This is a genomic window from Streptomyces macrosporus (assembly GCF_039533145.1).
GTDB classification, from domain to species: Bacteria; Actinomycetota; Actinomycetes; order Streptomycetales; family Streptomycetaceae; genus Streptomyces; species Streptomyces macrosporus.
Map to the genome: position 1 here is coordinate 126,614 of NZ_BAAASZ010000037.1, position 14,859 is coordinate 141,472.

Here is a 14,859-nt window from a genome sequence, read left to right on the forward strand (position 1 = left end):
CTCAGTCTGCCGGTCGGTCCGTCGGCCGCGCGGCGGAGGGGGTGGGGGAGAGGGGTTCGGCCGGGGTCCGCCCGTCCGGGGCGTTCCCGTCCGGGGTGGTTCCGTCCCCGTCCGCGCCGTTTCCGCCGTTGCCGTCCGGGGCGTCGGCTCCGTCCGTCGTCCGGCCCGCGCTCCGCTCCCGCGCCGCCAGGCGCTCCCGGTGCTCGCGGCGGACCAGCACCACCCAGCCGACGGGGACCCCGGCGGCGAACAGCCACCACTGGAACGCGTAGGCCAGGTGCGAGCCGATGCTGTCGTGGTCCGGTTCGGGGAGGAGCTGGGGCTGCTCGCCGGACGGTTCGGGGGAGGTCTCGGTCAGCGCGACGTAGCCGCCGAGGACCGGCCGGTCCAGCTCCCGCGCCGCCCGCTCGCTGTCGATCAGCATCACCTGGCGCGGCGGCAGGCCGCTCTTCTCCTTGATGCCGCCGCTCTCCGACTCGTCCGCCATCAGCCGGCCGGTCACGGTGACCTCGCCGGAGGGCGCCGGCGGCACGTCGGGGAACCGCGTCAGGTCCCCGCCGGCCGGGATCCAGCCGCGGTTGACCAGCACGGCCGTGCCGTCCTCGCGGATCAGCGGGGTGAGGACGTGGTAGCCGATCTCCCGGCCGTCGGCGGCGGTCCGCTGGCGGACGACCACCTCGTGCCGGGTGTCGTAGGTGCCGGTCGCCGTCACCGGACGGTACCGGTCGTCACCCTCCGGGCCGCGGCCCGGAGCGACCAGCTCGTCCACGGACACCGGCTCGGCGGCCAGGCTCGTGGCGATCAGTTCGTTGCGCGCCACCCGCTCCTCGTGCCGGTGGAACTGCCAGAACCCCAGCCGCACCATCACCGGGATCAACACGAGGGCGACGAGGGTGAGGATCACCCATTGCCGGGTCAGCAGGAAACGGTACGAGGACGACACGATTCGACGGTACCCCGCCGGGTGTCATTCCCCGGGAGCGGGGGCCACGTCCCGCAGGAGCTGGGTGAAGGCCGCCTCGTCGATCACCGGGGTGCCGTAGGCGCGGGCCTTGGCGACCTTGGAGGTGCCGGAGTCGGGGTCGTTGGTGACCAGGAGGCTGGTGAGCCGCGACACGCTGGTCGCGATGTGGAGGCCGGCCTCGACCGCCCGGTCCTCCAGCAGCTCGCGCTCGACGGAGGTGTCGCCGGAGAACGCCACCCGCATGCCCTGGACGAGCGGCTTGCCCGGCTCGTACCGCCCCGGGTTGGGGTAGGGGCAGGCGGGACGCTTGCGCGCGGGACGCCAGTTCCCCGCGTAGGAGGAGCGCGGACGCGACCCGCCGGAGGTGATGCTGTCGTTCCACTCGGTCATCGGCCGGCAGGCCAGCAGGGGCAGGCGTATGCCGCTGCGGGCCGCCATGTGCAGGCTCGGCCGGAACGCCTCGGCCAGCACCCGGGCGTCGTCCAGCGCGTGGTGCGCCCGGCGCTGCACGACGCCGTAGTGCGCGGCGAGGGTCTCCAGCCGGTGGTTGGCCAGGGGCAGGCCCAGCTCCTTGGAGAGGGCGATGGTGCACAGCCGCTGCCGCACGGGGGCCTCCAGCCGGGCGCGGGCGTACTCGCGGGCGATCATCGACCAGTCGAAGACGGCGTTGTGCGCCACCAGCACCCGCCCGCGCAGCCGCTCGGCGAACTCCTCCGCGATCTCCGGGAAGAGCGGGGCGTCGGCCAGCATCTCGCTCGTCAGACCGTGGATCCAGGTCGGCCCCGGATCCCGCTGCGGGTTGACCGGGGTGTACCAGTGGTCCACCACGTTCCCCCGGGCGTCCAGCCGGTAGACGGCCGCGGAGACGATGCGGTCGTCCCGGGCCAGCCCCGTGGTCTCCACGTCCACCACCGCGTAGCCGTCCGGGTATTCGCTGGGCCAGGCCGGGGTGGTGGGCTGCGCTGCGGGCCGCGCGTCGGCCGCCGACTGGTCTTCGAGCATGGTCACAGAGGATACGGGCCGCTACTGACACCCTCACATCGCCGCAGGTCGTTCCGGGGGTCCGGCCCGCTGACGACCTTTCTCACATACTTGCCGGTAACAGACCCTAGGCGCGGCCCGTCCACGGCTCTACGGTGCTCGCATGCCGAGCGTGCCCGATCTCCCCGATGTCGTGCTGTGGTCGATCCCCGCCTTCGTCCTGCTGACGGTCCTGGAGATGGTCAGCTACCGCGTCCACCCCGAGGAGCCCGACAGTCCCGTCGTCGGGTACGAGGCCAAGGACGCCGCCACCAGCGTCACCATGGGCCTGGGCAGCCTCTTCTTCGACGCCCTGTGGAAGATCCCGATCGTGGCGATCTACGCGGTGGTCCACGAACTGACCCCGCTGCGGGTGCCCGTCGAGTGGTGGACGCTGCTGCCGATGCTGTTCGCCCAGGACTTCTTCTACTACTGGTCCCACCGCGGCCACCACGTGATCCGCATCCTGTGGGCCTGCCACGTGGTGCACCACTCCAGCCGGCGGTTCAACCTCACCACCGCGCTGCGCCAGCCCTGGACGTCCGTGACCTCCTGGCCGTTCTACCTGCCGCTCGTCGCCTGCGGCGTGCACCCGGCCGCGCTCGCCTTCTGCTCCTCGGTCAACCTGGTCTACCAGTTCTGGATCCACACCGAGCGCATCGGCAGGCTCCCCCGGCCGGTCGAGTTCCTCTTCAACACGCCCTCGCACCACCGCGTCCACCACGCTTCCCAGGGCGGTTACCTGGACCGCAACTTCGGCGGCATCCTCATCGTCTGGGACCGTCTCTTCGGCTCCTTCGCGCCCGAGACCGAACCGTGCGTCTACGGGCTCACCAAGAACATCGACACCTACAACCCGCTGCGCGTGGCCACCCACGAGTACGTGGCCATCGCCCACGACCTGAGGGCGGCCCGCGACTGGCGCGAGCGCGCCGGACGCCTCTTCCGCGGCCCCGGCTGGCAGCCGACGGCCACCGGCGCGGCCCGGACGGCCCGGCCGGCGGAGGGAACGGGAGGAGGGGCCGGACCCACCGGGCCCGACCCCTCCGCGTCCGCGGCGTCCTGACGCCCCGACGGAGAGCCGTCCGTCGAACGCCCCGGACGTCCGCGCTACTCGACGGCGTCCAGGGCGTCGACGACGCCGTGGCCGTAGAAGCCGTTGAGGTTCTTCCCGCCCTCACAGGTGGAGTCCTCGACCCCGTTGCCGTCCGGGTCGTAGAACTCCGGGCAACCGGGGTTGTCCGCCTGCGCCTTCAGCATCAGCTGGAGCGCCGCCGGGCTCGCCCAGGGGTGTTCGCTCTTCAGCAGCGCCGCCACGCCGGCCACGTGCGGGGAGGCCATCGAGGTGCCCTGCAGGAAGGCGTAGGAGTCGTTCGGCATGGTCGACAGGATGCGACCGTTCTTCGACGGGGTGTCGGGCACCTGGTACCGGTCCCCGCCGGGAGCCGCGACGTCGACGACCCGGTGACCGTAGCTGGAGTAGTACGACTTGACGTCCTGTACGCCCGTCGCCGAGACGGTCACCACGCCCGGCAGCTGGGTCGGCAGGTCCAGGCACTCCGACGGGTCTATCGTCCGCTCGGTCGGGACGGTGTCGTTGGGGCTGGAGTCGTCGACGATCGCGTCGGCGGCGAGGTCGTGGTTGGAGTTGCCCGCCGAGGCGACGTGCAGCGTGCCCTTGCGCTCGGCGTAGCGCGCGGCCCGGCGGACCGCCTCCACCACCGCGCCCTGGTCCGCGTCGTCCTCGCAGTTGTACAGGTACGGGTCGACGTAGTAGCTGTTGTTGGTGATCTCCACGCCCTTGTCGGCCGCGAAGACGAACGCGCAGATCACCGCCTCCGGGTAGAAGAGGCTGGTGTCGGGCTCGCTCACCTTGATGGAGGCCACCCGCACGCCCGGCGCGACCCCCGCCACGCCGACGCCGTTGCGCGCCGCGGCGATGGTGCCCGCCACGTGCGTGCCGTGGTAGTCGTCCGCGGTGTACGGGCGCCAGGCGCCCTCGCGGGTGTCGGCGACGCCGCCGACGCAGTTCGCGGACTGACGCGCCGAGAAGTTGGGGGCCAGGTCCGGGTGGGTGTCGTCGACGCCGGTGTCGATCACCGCGACCGTGACCCGGGCACTGCCCGGGTTGACCTTGGCGGCCTCGTCGGCACGGATGGCGCGCAGACCCCACAGGTCCCCCTCCAGGGGCTCGGCGTCGGCGTCCGCCGCGCCGGCCCGGGCCGCGCCCGCCGCCTCCTCCACGTACTGCGGAGCGCCGACCTCGGTGGTCCCCGCGGACCGCAGCGGCGCGGTACGGGTGGCGCCGGCGGAGTCCACGCCGCGCACCGCGCGCATCTCCTCGGCGAAGGAGGGGTTCGCCGAGTGGGCGACGATCACGCCGATCTTCCGGTGCGTGACGACGACCGTGCCGCCGGCCTGGGCGACGGCCTTCTCCACGCGGGCGAGGGTGGCGGGGTGGGTGGAGGTGTTGACCACGTACGACAGCTGCTCGCCGTCCGCGGCCGCCGGGGCCGAGGCCGCCGGAACGTCCTGGGCCAGCGCCGTACCGGCGCCGGGCAGCAGGGCCAGGGAGGCGGTCAGCGCCAACCCGACCGGCACCGCGAGGGCGCGGCGCCGGCTGGAGGGTCTCGATGCCATGGGTTCTCCATCGGATCTTCGGTAAGGGACCACCGGTGTCGGCCGGTGGCGGGTCGCTCCCGGCGGAGGCGGGAGGGCACTCCGTCTCTCTGCGGTCTCTCTGCGGTTTTCCGCGGCTTCCCGCGGCGGTGTCGCCCGTGCCCGCGATCCCGTGGGGGACCGTCCGGGGCGGGGCGCGACCTTCGGATCGGAAGCCTCCTACCTCCTGGGTGGGGAGCGGAGTCGCGTCTGTGCGAGCACAGGCCGGCAACAGTCCGTTCGGTTATCGGAGTTGGCCGTACGGATGTATGACGACGGAAACTATCGCCCCGGCGGGGGACGTGGCAATGGTGGATTCTTCGGCGGATTCCCCACCGTCCGACGCTCGACCGCCCCGCCTCGGCGTGCCACCGCCCGTAACAGGCGTCGCGTACGCTGCCTGACAGATGTCCATCCGTGGGAGGGGCCGTCGGCATGCTGCTGGACACCTACGGTCGGGTCGCCACCGATCTGCGCGTATCGCTCACCGACCGCTGCAACCTGCGGTGCACCTACTGCATGCCCGAGGAAGGGCTCCGGTGGCTCGCCAAGCCCGAACTCCTCACGGACGACGAGATCGTCCGCCTCGTGGGGATCGCCGTGTCCCGGCTGGGGGTGCGGGAGGTGCGCTTCACCGGCGGCGAGCCGCTGCTGCGCCCCGGGCTGGTGGGCATCGTCGAACGCTGCGCCGCCCTGGAGCCCCGGCCGAGGCTGTCGCTGACCACCAACGGCATCGGACTGGAGCGCACCGCCGCGGCCCTGCGCGAGGCCGGGCTGGACCGGGTCAACGTCTCCCTCGACACCCTCGATCCCGAGGTCTTCCGGCGGATGACCCGCCGCGACCGGCACGCCGACGTCCTGCGCGGCCTGGCGGCCGCCCGCGCGGCGGGGCTCGCGCCGGTCAAGGTCAACGCCGTGCTGATGCCCGGCCTCAACGACACCGAGGCCCCCGACCTGCTCTCCTGGGCCGTCGAACACGGCTACGAACTGCGCTTCATCGAGCAGATGCCGCTCGACGCCCAGCACGGCTGGCGGCGCGAGGGCATGATCACCGCGGGGGACGTCCTCGCCTCCCTGCGCACCCGCTTCTCCCTCACCCCCGAGGACGAGGAGAGCCGCGGTTCGGCCCCCGCCGAGCGGTGGATCGTCGACGGAGGCCCGCACCGCGTCGGAGTGATCGCCTCCGTCACCCGGCCCTTCTGCCGCGCCTGCGACCGCACCCGGCTGACGGCCGACGGACAGGTCCGCACCTGCCTGTTCGCCCGGGAGGAGTCCGATCTGCGCGGGGCGCTGCGCTCGGGGGCGGACGACGCGGAGATCGCCGGGCTGTGGAAGGCGGCGATGTGGGGCAAGAAGGCGGGCTCGGGGCTGGACGACCCCTCCTTCCTCCAGCCCGACCGTCCGATGTCAGCGATCGGCGGCTGAGCCGTCCCGTCGGCCCTCCCACTCCTCCAGGGTCACCACGTCCTTGAGGAAGCCGCGGATCCCCAGGAAGTTCGACAGGTACTCGCGGTGCTCCTCGCAGGCCAGCCAGGTCTTGCGGCGTTCCGGGGTGTGGAGCTTCGGGTTGTTCCAGGCCAGTACCCACACGGCGGCCTCGCGGCAGCCCTTGGCGGAGCAGACGGGAGCGGTATCGGTGGTGGAGTCGGTCACGGCTCCATACAAACACGGCGACGCCGGGCAGCCACGGGGGGAGCCGCCCGGCGTCGGTCTGTCGCCCCGACGGGGGATGCGGAGCGTGTACGCAGTATGGCACGCACACCCAACCCGGGGGCACCGGAACGGCACGATTGATCTGAGGTTTTCCTGAGGTTCGGATTCCGGGCAGGTCAGTGCCGTGGATCGGTCCCGCCGACCGGACCCGACCGGCTCGGTTCCTGCTCGTCCCCGTCTCCGGAAGCCGGATGCTCCGATTCCCGGGGGGACTGCCACACCGTGTAGTCCTCCGGGCCCCACACCTTGTGCTCCTCCGCCTCCGGACCCCCCTCCGCGGCCCCGCGCTCCGCCGGGCCCAGCGCCGGCCGGGGCGGTGTGGGGATGTAGGAGTCCGGGAGCGACGGCGCGTTCTCCCGCCCTCCGTTGGCGATGACGACCGCCACGTACGGCAGCACCGCGCCGAGCACCAGGGTCACCACGGCCAGGGGACGCTGGACGTTCCACAGCAGCACGGTCAGCAGGACCGACACGGTGCGCACCAGCATCGAGATCACGTAGCGTCGTTCCCGACCCCGGACGTCCTCGGCGAGGCCCTGACGGGCTCCGGTGATGCGGAAGACCTCGGGACCGTGCTGCTTGCGCCTCAACTCCACCACCTGCTCAGACCGCCGGTTCCCGCGGACGCGCCCGCCGGGTTTCCGGCCTTTCCCACACTACGCCCCGACTCCGCCGCATACGAAGGCGGGGAGGGGGCACCCGATGCGCCAGGGACGCCTCCCACCCGGATGGCCCCGCGGCCGTGCGAGTGGCGTCCCCAGGCACAAGCTGAACGCGCAAAACGCATCGCGCGCCGCACGAGGAGGCGACATGAGCTGGTTGTGGGCGATCATCGTGGGTCTGGTCCTGGGTGTCCTGGCCCGCGCCATCCTGCCCGGCAGGCAGGACATTCCCCTGTGGCTGACGGCCATCTTCGGCATCCTCGGCGGGATCCTGGGCAATGCCGTGGCCGGGGGGATCGGAGTGGAGGACACCGGAGGGATCGACTGGATCCGGCACCTGCTCCAGCTCGCCGGTGCCGTGCTGATCGTCGCGCTGGGCACCCCGCTGTACGCGACCATCAGGGGCCGGGGCCGGGGCAGGAGGAGGACCGTCTGACGACCCGACGGAATCCGGGACACCGGCACCCGGGGCCGGCGCGCCGCGCCGGCCCCTCGGTGTGTCCGCGGTCCGGACCTACAGCCCCCGGACCTCGGCGACCTTGCGCCCCGCCTTGAGGTAGACGGCACCGGAGATCCCGGCCTCCGCCAACTTCTCCGGAACGACCTCGGCCAGCGGGCGCAGCGCGTCCGCCTCGGGCAGCACGATCGTCTCCTGTCCGCCCTCGGTCTCGACGATCAGGCGCAGACCGTTCTGCTTGGCGACACGGCGGGCGGCCGAGGCGCTCGGGGTGAACCCCAGCACGGTCGCCAGGATGGCCGCGACGCCCTTCTCGCCGTGCTCGGCCGCGTCCACCACCGGCAGGCTCTCCACGTCGGTGAAGGACTTCTTCGAGAACTGCGCGACGAACCCCGCACGGGCCGCCATCGCCGCCTCCACGCCGTGGATCGCGGCGACGACCTCACCGGCCAGGACCTTCTTCAGGTCCATCGGGTGCAGCGTCCCCTTCTCCAGCCGCTCGGTCACCAGGTCGATCTCGGTGTCCGTCCACTCCGTCCAGGCCCGCAGGTACGGGACCATCAGACGGTCCGGAATCGACATGATCTTGCCGAAGACGTCGTCGGCGGTCGCGTTCAGCCCGATGTAGTTCCCCTTGGACTTCGACATCTTCGCGCCCGAGCCGTCCGTGCCCTCGATCAGCGGCATGGTGACGATCATCTGCGGCTTCTTGCCGTAGATCTCCATCACCTTCCGGCCCATCTGCATGTTCAGCAGCTGGTCCACGCCGCCCAGCTCGATGTCGGCGTCGATCTCCGCGGAGTCGATGGCCATCGCCACCGGGTAGATCAGCTCCGACATCGTCAGCCCGTGCCCGGCCGCCAGCCGGTTGCGGAAGTCCTCGCGCTGGAGCAGCGACGAGGCCGGGACCTGGGAGAGGATGCCGATCAGCCGCGGCAGGGTGATGCCGGCCAGCCACTCGCTGTTGTGCCGGAAGCGCACCTTGTCGAAGTCGAAGAACGGCCTCACCTGGTCCCGGTAGCCCGCCAGGTTGCGGGCGATGTCCTCGTCCGTCAGCGGCGGACGCTCCGAGGAACGCCCCGAGGGGTCGCCGATCCTGGCGGTGATGTCGCCGATGATCAGCGTGACGTCGTGCCCCATCCGCTGGAAGCGGCTCAGCACGATCATCGGGACCGTGTGGCCCAGGTGCACGTCGGCCGCCGTCGGGTCGATGCCCAGCTTGACGTGGAGCCCGCGCCCCGCCTCCCGCGCGGCGTCGATCTGCTCCGCCAGCCGCTCCACCGACGGCAGGACGTCCACCGCCCGCCCGGCGATCAGCTCGGCCTGCTCCTTCGCCGACAGGTCCGTCAGATCGAGATAGCGGCGCGCGCCCGTCTCGGCGAGCAGTCGCTCGACGGTCTCGTCGGAGGAGAGGTCCTGTGCCAGCAGGTCGCAGGCACGCTGCACGGAGTCGCCGAGGCGTGTCACGTTCTTTCCCGGTGATCGAATCGGATGGATGGCCGACCAGGTGGTCCTGAACGGTTCGGGTAAGAGTCTATGCCGCTCACACTCCCCGGCTGACGGAGCTCATGTTGAAGTCCGGCACGCGCAGCGGAGGCATCGCCGCCCGGGTGAACCAGTCCGACCACTCGCGCGGCAGCGTGCGCTCGGTGCGCCCGGCCTCGGTGGCCCGCGACAGCAGGTCGACCGGCGACTCGTTGAACCGGAAGTTGTTCACCGCGCCCGTGACCTCGCCGTTCTCCACCAGATAGACCCCGTCCCGGGTCAGCCCGGTCAGCAGCAGCGTCGCCGGGTCGACCTCGCGGATGTACCACAGACAGGTCAGCAGCAGGGCCGGGCCGTCGTGGCCGGCGTTCGCCACCATCTCCTCCAGCGAGGCGGTGCCGCCCGCCTCCAGGATCAGGTTGTCGATCCCCGGCGCCACCGGCAGGCCCGTCAGCCCGGCCGAGTGCCGGGTGGTCAGCAGGTGCCGCAGCTCGCCGTCGCGCAGCCAGTCGGTGGCCTCCAGCGGCAGCCCGTTGTCGAAGACCGAGGCGTCGTCGCCGGAGGAGTGCGCGATCACGAAGGGCGCCGCCTCCAGACCGGGCGCGCGCGGGTCGCTGCGCAGCGTCAGCGGCAGCTCCGACAGCCGCTCGCCGACCCGCGTACCGCCCCCGGGTTTGCTGAACACCGTGCGCCCCTCGGCGGCGTCGCGCCCGACGGACGACCACAGCTGGTAGATCAGCAGATCCGCCACGGCGCTCGGCGGCAGCAGCGTCTCGTACCGCCCCGCGGGCAGCTCCACCTGCCGCTTGGCCCACTCCAGCCGCCGCGCCAGCTCGGCGTCCAGCGCCTGCGGGTCGACGTCCGTGAAGTCGCGGGTCGCCCGCCCCGCCCACGCCGACCGGGAGCGGTCCGGGGATTTGGCGTTGATCTCCAGCGTGCCGGTGGGCTGGTCGTGACGGAGCCGCAGCCCGGTGGAGGTCCCCAGGTAGGTGGAGACCATCCGGTGGTGGGCGAAGCCGTACAGCTCGCGGCCCTCCGCGCGGGCCCGCGCGAAGGACTCGCCCAGCGCCGGGGCGAAGGCGGCGAAGACCGACGAGGAGGTCTCGGCCGGGGCCTCGGTGAAGTCGGGCGAGGCGGGCACGCCCTCCACCAGCGGCTGGGCGTCCTCGGCGGGGCCGGCGTTCCGCGCGGCCTCCTCGGCGGCCCGCACCAGCGGCTCGATGTCCGCGTCGGTGACGGCCGAGCGGGAGACCACCCCCGACGCCGTCCCCTCGGCGCCGTCGACGGTCGCGACGACGGTGAGGGTGCGGCCGCGGGTGACGCCGTTGGTCGTCAGCGCGTTGCCGGCCCACCGCAGGTTGGCGGTGGACTCCTCGTCGGCGATGACCACACAGCCGTCGGCCCGCGACAGCTCCAGCGCGCGCTCGACGACCTCGTGGGGGGCGGGGGACGCGGAGAATGCCGAAGAAGCTGAAGAAGCTGAAGAAGCTGAAAAAGCGGTCATCGACCGGCCTCCTGGGCGGTGTTGAGGATGTTGACGCCGCGGAAGAGCGCGGAGGGACAGCCGTGCGAGACGGCGGCGACCTGGCCCGGCTGGGCCTTGCCGCAGTTGAACGCGCCACCGAGCACGTACGTCTGCGGCCCGCCGACGGCCTCCATCGATCCCCAGAAGTCGGTGGTGGTCGCCTGGTAGGCCACGTCGCGGAGCTGCCCGGCGAGCCGTCCGTTCTCGATCCGGAAGAACCGCTGCCCGGTGAACTGGAAATTGTGGCGCTGCATGTCGATCGACCACGAGCGGTCGCCGACCACGTAGACGCCCCGCTCCACCCGCGAGATCAGCTCCTCGGTGCTCGGTCCGTCCGGGGCCGGCCGGAGCGAGACGTTCGCCATGCGCTGCACGGGGACGTGGGAGGGGGAGTCGGCGTAGGCACAGCCGTTGGAGCGGCCCAGCCCGGTCAGCTTCGCGATCCGCCGGTCGAGCTGGTAGCCGACCAGGACGCCGTCCTTGATCAGGTCCCAGGACTGGGCCGCCACGCCCTCGTCGTCGTAGCCGATCGTCGCCAGCCCGTGCTCGGCGGTGCGGTCGCCGGTGACGTTCATGACCGGCGAGCCGTACCGCAGGGTGCCGAGCTTGTCGAGGGTGGCGAAGGAGGTGCCCGCGTACGCCGCCTCGTACCCCAGGGCCCGGTCCAGCTCGGTGGCGTGGCCGATGGACTCGTGGATGGTCAGCCACAGGTTGGAGGGATCGATCACCAGGTCGTACCTGCCCGGCTCGACGCTCGGCGCGCGCATCTTCTCGGCCAGCAGCTCCGGGATGCGCTCCAGCTCCCCGTCCCAGTCCCAGCCGGTGCCCGTCAGGTACTCCCAGCCCCGCCCGACCGGGGGCGCCAGGGTCCGCATCGAGTCGAACTCGCCGGACTCGGCGACGGAGACGGCCGTCAGCTCCGGGTGCAGCCGCACCCGCTGCTGGGTGGTGACGGTGCCGGCGGTGTCCGCGTAGAACTTGTTCTCCTGGACGGTGAGCAGCGAGGCGTCCACGTGCGACACCCCGTCGGCGGCCAGGAGTCGCCGGCTCCACTCCGCCAGCAGGCCCGCCTTCTCCGCGTCGGGCACGTCGAACGGGTTGACCTCGTACGACGAGACCCACGTCCGCTCGCCGTGCACCGGCTCGTCCGCCAGCTCCACCCGCTCGTCGGACCCGGCCGCCTCGATCACCTTCGCCGACAGCCTCGCCATCTCCACGGCCTGTTCCGCCACGCGGGCGGCGGCGTCCGGCGTCAGGTCCACCCCCGAGGCGAACCCCCACGCCCCCTCGTGCACCACCCGCACCGCGAACCCGGCGTCGGTGACGTCCGAGGACCCGGACGGCCGCGCGTCCCGCAGCCGCCACGAGGCGCTGCGGATCCGCTCCAGACGGAAGTCGGCGTGCTCGACCCCCAACTCCCGCGCCCGGGCGAGCGCGGCGTCGGCGAGCGCGCGCAGCGGCAGCGCGAGGAAGGACTCATCGATCTCGTGCACCACGGACGCTCCTCCTTGTCGATGCATGATCGCAGTCAACCACGCCTCGCCGGTGGGACACGGCGCGTTTTCCACAGGCGGGGTCCCGCGGGCCCTGACTACCCTGCGGAGGGCGTCGGGGAACACCCGAAGGACGGACACGAGGGGGCGGAGATGGGAGACGAGGACCGGCCGGGCTTCCCCTGGCCCTGGCTGCTGCCGTCCCTGGCCCTCCTGGCGGCGCTGACGGTCTGGGGCGTCGGGGTCTACCCGCACCTGCCGGAGCGGGTGCCGCGGCACATGGGCCCGGACGGCGTCGACGCGTGGACGGGGAAGTCCGTCGGCGCGGTCTTCCTCCCCGTCCTCCTCCACGCCGGGACCACCGCGCTGACGGCCGCCGTCGCGGCGACGCTGCTGCGCATGCGCCCCGCCGACCGGATCGGCCCCCACGAGCGGACGTCCTCCCTGCTGAACCGGCCCGCCACCCGTGCCTCGGCGCTGCGGACCGCCAGGGCCACGCTCCTGCTCGGCTTCTGCGTCGGGCTGTCGATCGCCGCGACCTGCGCGGTGATGTGGCGCACCGAGCCGGACCCGGACGTCCCCGCCTGGCTGTTCGCCGCCGCCCTCGTCCCGATCGGCCCGGGCGTGGTGCCCGTCCTCGCCGCGGCCGCCCGGGACCGGAGGGAACGGCCGAGACGACCCGGACGCCGGTGTGTTTCCCGGGCGGCACCGGGTACTCACGGCCGCGTCGGCCGCCTACCGAGGCCCCGGCGCGAAGGAGGCACGGACATGAGCGACTACTCCGGCCCCTACGGCACGGATCACGATCCGTCCGAGATGATGAAGGCCCGCGCGAGGAAGAAGGAGAGGGAAGCGGAAGAGCGCGCCCGGCAGACCGTCCAGGACGCCCGCACCCGGCCGTCGTCGACGCGCAAGACCCGCCCGGGTGACGAGGGCGAGGGCGAGGAGACCGGCGAGTAGGGACGGACCGGCGAGCGGAGACCGCCGCCTGCCGCCCCGGCCTCCTCGCCGGGGCGGCGTCCCGTCGGCGTCCTCGCCGCCGACGTACCGCCTCGACGCCCGGAAGCGGGCGTGCCGGAGGGGACGTCCCGGGCCGTCGGCCGGGCATCACCGTCGTGACGCGCCGCCCCGCGCTCGCGCGCCACGCGCACCCGGCGTGACGACGGAGAACGGCGGGTGACCGCCCGGATTCCGTACGGGCGGCCGTCACGAGCGGTCGTCGTGCGCGCGCGGTCTCGGGCGTGTCGTCGGCGTCTTCTGTAGGAACCCCACAGCGCCCCGCCGAAGCCCCTGTCGGCCCCCCGTTCCCCGGGAGAGGGGGCCGGGCGATAGTTTCTCAGGGAGTACCTGCTCCCTACGGAAGGGTGTCCTCTTGAGCCGCTCGGTTCTCGTCACCGGAGGCAACCGCGGCATCGGCCTCGCCATTGCCCGCGCTTTCGCCGACGCAGGCGACAAGGTCGCCGTCACCCACCGTTCCGGCGAGCCCCCGGAGGGCCTCCTCGCCGTCAAGTGCGACATCACCGACGCGGAACAGGTGGAGCAGGCCTACAAGGAGATCGAGGAGCGGCAGGGCCCGGTCGAGGTGCTGGTCGCCAATGCCGGGATCACCCGCGACCAGCTGCTGCTGCGGATGTCCGAGGAGGACTTCACCTCCGTCCTGGAGACCAACCTCACCGGCACGTTCCGAGTCGTCAAGCGCGCCTCCAGGGGCATGCTCCGCGCCCGCAAGGGGCGCATCGTGCTGATCTCCTCCGTGGTGGGCCTGCTGGGCTCGGCGGGGCAGGCCAACTACGCCGCCTCCAAGGCCGGTCTGGTCGGCTTCGCCCGCTCGATCGCGCGGGAGCTGGGCTCGCGCAACATCACCTGCAACGTGGTCGCGCCGGGTTTCGTGGACACCGACATGACGCGCGCGCTCACCGAGGAGCAGCGCGAGGCGATCGTCGGTCAGGTCCCGCTGGGCCGTTACGCCCGGCCCGAGGAGGTCGCCTCCTCGGTGCGCTTCCTGGCCTCGGAGGAGGCCGCGTACATCACCGGAGCCGTCATTCCCGTGGACGGCGGATTGGGTATGGGTCACTGAACGTCATGAGTGGACTTCTCGCCGGAAAGCGCATCCTCGTCACCGGGGTGCTCACCGACTCCTCCATCGCCTTCCACGTCGCCAGACTCGCCCAGGAGGAGGGCGCCGAGGTCGTCCTCACCGGCTTCGGGCGGCTGACGCTGGTGCAGCGGATCGCCAAGCGGCTGCCCAAGGAGGCGCCGGTGATCGAGCTGGACGTGCAGAACAAGGAGCACCTGGACACCCTGGCCGGCAAGGTCGCCGAGCACCTCGGCGAGGGCATCGGGCTGGACGGCGTCGTGCACTCCATCGGCTTCGCGCCGCAGGACGCGCTCGGCGGCAACTTCCTCAACACCGAGTGGGAGTCGGTCGCCACGGCGCTGGAGATCTCGGCGTACTCGCTGAAGGCCCTGACGATGGCCCTGCTGCCGCTGCTGGAGAAGCGCGGCGGCTCGGTCGTGGGCATGGACTTCGACGCGCAGGTGGCCTGGCCCAAGTACGACTGGATGGGGGTGGCCAAGGCCGCCCTGGAGTCCACCTCCCGCTACCTCGCCCGCGACCTGGGGCACAAGAACATCCGCTGCAACCTGGTGTCGGCCGGCCCCATCAAGTCCATGGCCGCCAAGTCCATCCCCGGCTTCGAGGAGCTGGCGGACGTGTGGAACACCCGCGCCCCGATCGGCTGGGACCTCACCGACCCCGAGCCCGCCGCGCGCGGTGTGGTCGCCCTGCTCTCGGACTGGTTCCCGAAGACGACGGGCGAGATCGTGCACGTGGACGGCGGCGTCCACATGATGGGCGCGTAGGCGCGCCGTGCTCTCCGGGG

At 72.4% G+C, this 14,859-nt stretch carries 14 protein-coding genes; 6 read left to right on the forward strand and 8 right to left on the reverse strand.

From position 1 onward, the window contains the following. Position 1: 1 nt before the first annotated feature. Positions 2-943, reverse strand: coding sequence for an SURF1 family cytochrome oxidase biogenesis protein (locus ABD335_RS26420; RefSeq protein ID WP_344327991.1), 942 nt, complete (start codon positions 941-943; stop codon positions 2-4). Positions 944-967: 24 nt separating this feature from the next. Beyond that, on the reverse strand, positions 968-1,966 hold the full coding sequence (locus ABD335_RS26425) for a DEDDh family exonuclease (protein ID WP_344327993.1): 999 nt from the start codon (positions 1,964-1,966) through the stop codon (positions 968-970). A 142-nt stretch (positions 1,967-2,108) separates the two neighbouring features. Between ABD335_RS26425 and ABD335_RS26430 the strand changes: the two genes are divergently transcribed. Next, the gene (locus ABD335_RS26430) at positions 2,109-3,050 is read left to right on the forward strand and encodes a sterol desaturase family protein (RefSeq protein WP_344327994.1); all 942 of its coding nucleotides are present in this window, start codon (positions 2,109-2,111) and stop codon (positions 3,048-3,050) included. A 44-nt stretch (positions 3,051-3,094) separates the two neighbouring features. Here the strand turns inward: ABD335_RS26430 and ABD335_RS26435 are convergent, their stop codons facing one another. After that, positions 3,095-4,624 (reverse strand): S8 family peptidase, encoded by a 1,530-nt coding sequence (locus tag ABD335_RS26435; RefSeq protein ID WP_344327996.1) that lies wholly within the window; start codon positions 4,622-4,624, stop codon positions 3,095-3,097. Positions 4,625-5,077: 453 nt separating this feature from the next. Here ABD335_RS26435 and moaA point away from each other — a divergent pair, with 453 nt between their 5' ends. Beyond that, the gene (gene moaA, locus ABD335_RS26440; RefSeq protein ID WP_344327997.1) at positions 5,078-6,067 is read left to right on the forward strand and encodes a GTP 3',8-cyclase MoaA; all 990 of its coding nucleotides are present in this window, start codon (positions 5,078-5,080) and stop codon (positions 6,065-6,067) included. Here moaA and ABD335_RS26445 read toward each other — a convergent pair. Next, positions 6,050-6,295, reverse strand: a complete 246-nt coding sequence (locus ABD335_RS26445) for a hypothetical protein (protein WP_344327999.1) — start codon at positions 6,293-6,295, stop codon at positions 6,050-6,052. The genes moaA and ABD335_RS26445 overlap by 18 nt on opposite strands. A 176-nt stretch (positions 6,296-6,471) precedes the next feature. After that, positions 6,472-6,945 (reverse strand): DUF3099 domain-containing protein, encoded by a 474-nt coding sequence (locus ABD335_RS26450; RefSeq protein ID WP_344328000.1) that lies wholly within the window; start codon positions 6,943-6,945, stop codon positions 6,472-6,474. 220 nt (positions 6,946-7,165) lie between these two features. Here ABD335_RS26450 and ABD335_RS26455 point away from each other — a divergent pair, with 220 nt between their 5' ends. Then, positions 7,166-7,453 (forward strand): GlsB/YeaQ/YmgE family stress response membrane protein, encoded by a 288-nt coding sequence (locus ABD335_RS26455; RefSeq protein WP_344328002.1) that lies wholly within the window; start codon positions 7,166-7,168, stop codon positions 7,451-7,453. 78 nt (positions 7,454-7,531) lie between these two features. Here the strand turns inward: ABD335_RS26455 and tyrS are convergent, their stop codons facing one another. From tyrS to ABD335_RS26470, 3 genes are all read right to left on the reverse strand, one after another. After that, positions 7,532-8,941, reverse strand: coding sequence for a tyrosine--tRNA ligase (tyrS, locus tag ABD335_RS26460; RefSeq protein ID WP_344328004.1), 1,410 nt, complete (start codon positions 8,939-8,941; stop codon positions 7,532-7,534). A 76-nt stretch (positions 8,942-9,017) separates the two neighbouring features. Beyond that, a complete protein-coding gene (locus tag ABD335_RS26465; RefSeq protein WP_344328007.1) occupies positions 9,018-10,463 on the reverse strand; it encodes a metallopeptidase TldD-related protein in 1,446 nt (481 codons plus the stop codon). Further along, a complete protein-coding gene (locus ABD335_RS26470) occupies positions 10,460-11,980 on the reverse strand; it encodes a TldD/PmbA family protein (protein ID WP_344328008.1) in 1,521 nt (506 codons plus the stop codon). Before ABD335_RS26470 ends, ABD335_RS26465 begins: the two co-directional genes overlap by 4 nt. Before the next feature lie 150 nt (positions 11,981-12,130). Between ABD335_RS26470 and ABD335_RS26475 the strand changes: the two genes are divergently transcribed. The 3 genes from ABD335_RS26475 to fabI all read left to right on the forward strand — a co-directional run bounded on the left by ABD335_RS26475 (position 12,131) and on the right by fabI (position 14,839). Continuing rightward, entirely contained in the window at positions 12,131-12,937 is an 807-nt protein-coding gene (locus ABD335_RS26475) for a DUF1648 domain-containing protein (protein WP_344328009.1), read from the forward strand. Between the two features lie 412 nt (positions 12,938-13,349). Then, entirely contained in the window at positions 13,350-14,054 is a 705-nt protein-coding gene (gene fabG / locus ABD335_RS26480) for a 3-oxoacyl-[acyl-carrier-protein] reductase (RefSeq protein WP_344328011.1), read from the forward strand. A gap of 5 nt (positions 14,055-14,059) precedes the next feature. Then, a complete protein-coding gene (gene fabI / locus ABD335_RS26485; RefSeq protein ID WP_344328012.1) occupies positions 14,060-14,839 on the forward strand; it encodes an enoyl-ACP reductase FabI in 780 nt (259 codons plus the stop codon). Positions 14,840-14,859 lie beyond the last annotated feature (20 nt).

Excerpts from the sequence above, each read along its gene's own strand:
- ABD335_RS26430 (WP_344327994.1), top strand. The coding sequence starts at position 2,109 with ATGCCGAGCGTGCCCGATCTCCCCGATGTCGTGCTGTGGTCGATCCCC.
- fabI (WP_344328012.1), top strand. The coding sequence starts at position 14,060 with ATGAGTGGACTTCTCGCCGGAAAGCGCATCCTCGTCACCGGGGTGCTC.
- ABD335_RS26475 (WP_344328009.1), top strand. The coding sequence starts at position 12,131 with ATGGGAGACGAGGACCGGCCGGGCTTCCCCTGGCCCTGGCTGCTGCCG.
- ABD335_RS26455 (WP_344328002.1), top strand. The coding sequence starts at position 7,166 with ATGAGCTGGTTGTGGGCGATCATCGTGGGTCTGGTCCTGGGTGTCCTG.
- ABD335_RS26465 (WP_344328007.1), bottom strand. The coding sequence starts at position 10,463 with ATGACCGCTTTTTCAGCTTCTTCAGCTTCTTCAGCTTCTTCGGCATTC.
- ABD335_RS26425 (WP_344327993.1), bottom strand. The coding sequence starts at position 1,966 with ATGCTCGAAGACCAGTCGGCGGCCGACGCGCGGCCCGCAGCGCAGCCC.
- ABD335_RS26435 (WP_344327996.1), bottom strand. The coding sequence starts at position 4,624 with ATGGCATCGAGACCCTCCAGCCGGCGCCGCGCCCTCGCGGTGCCGGTC.
- moaA (WP_344327997.1), top strand. The coding sequence starts at position 5,078 with ATGCTGCTGGACACCTACGGTCGGGTCGCCACCGATCTGCGCGTATCG.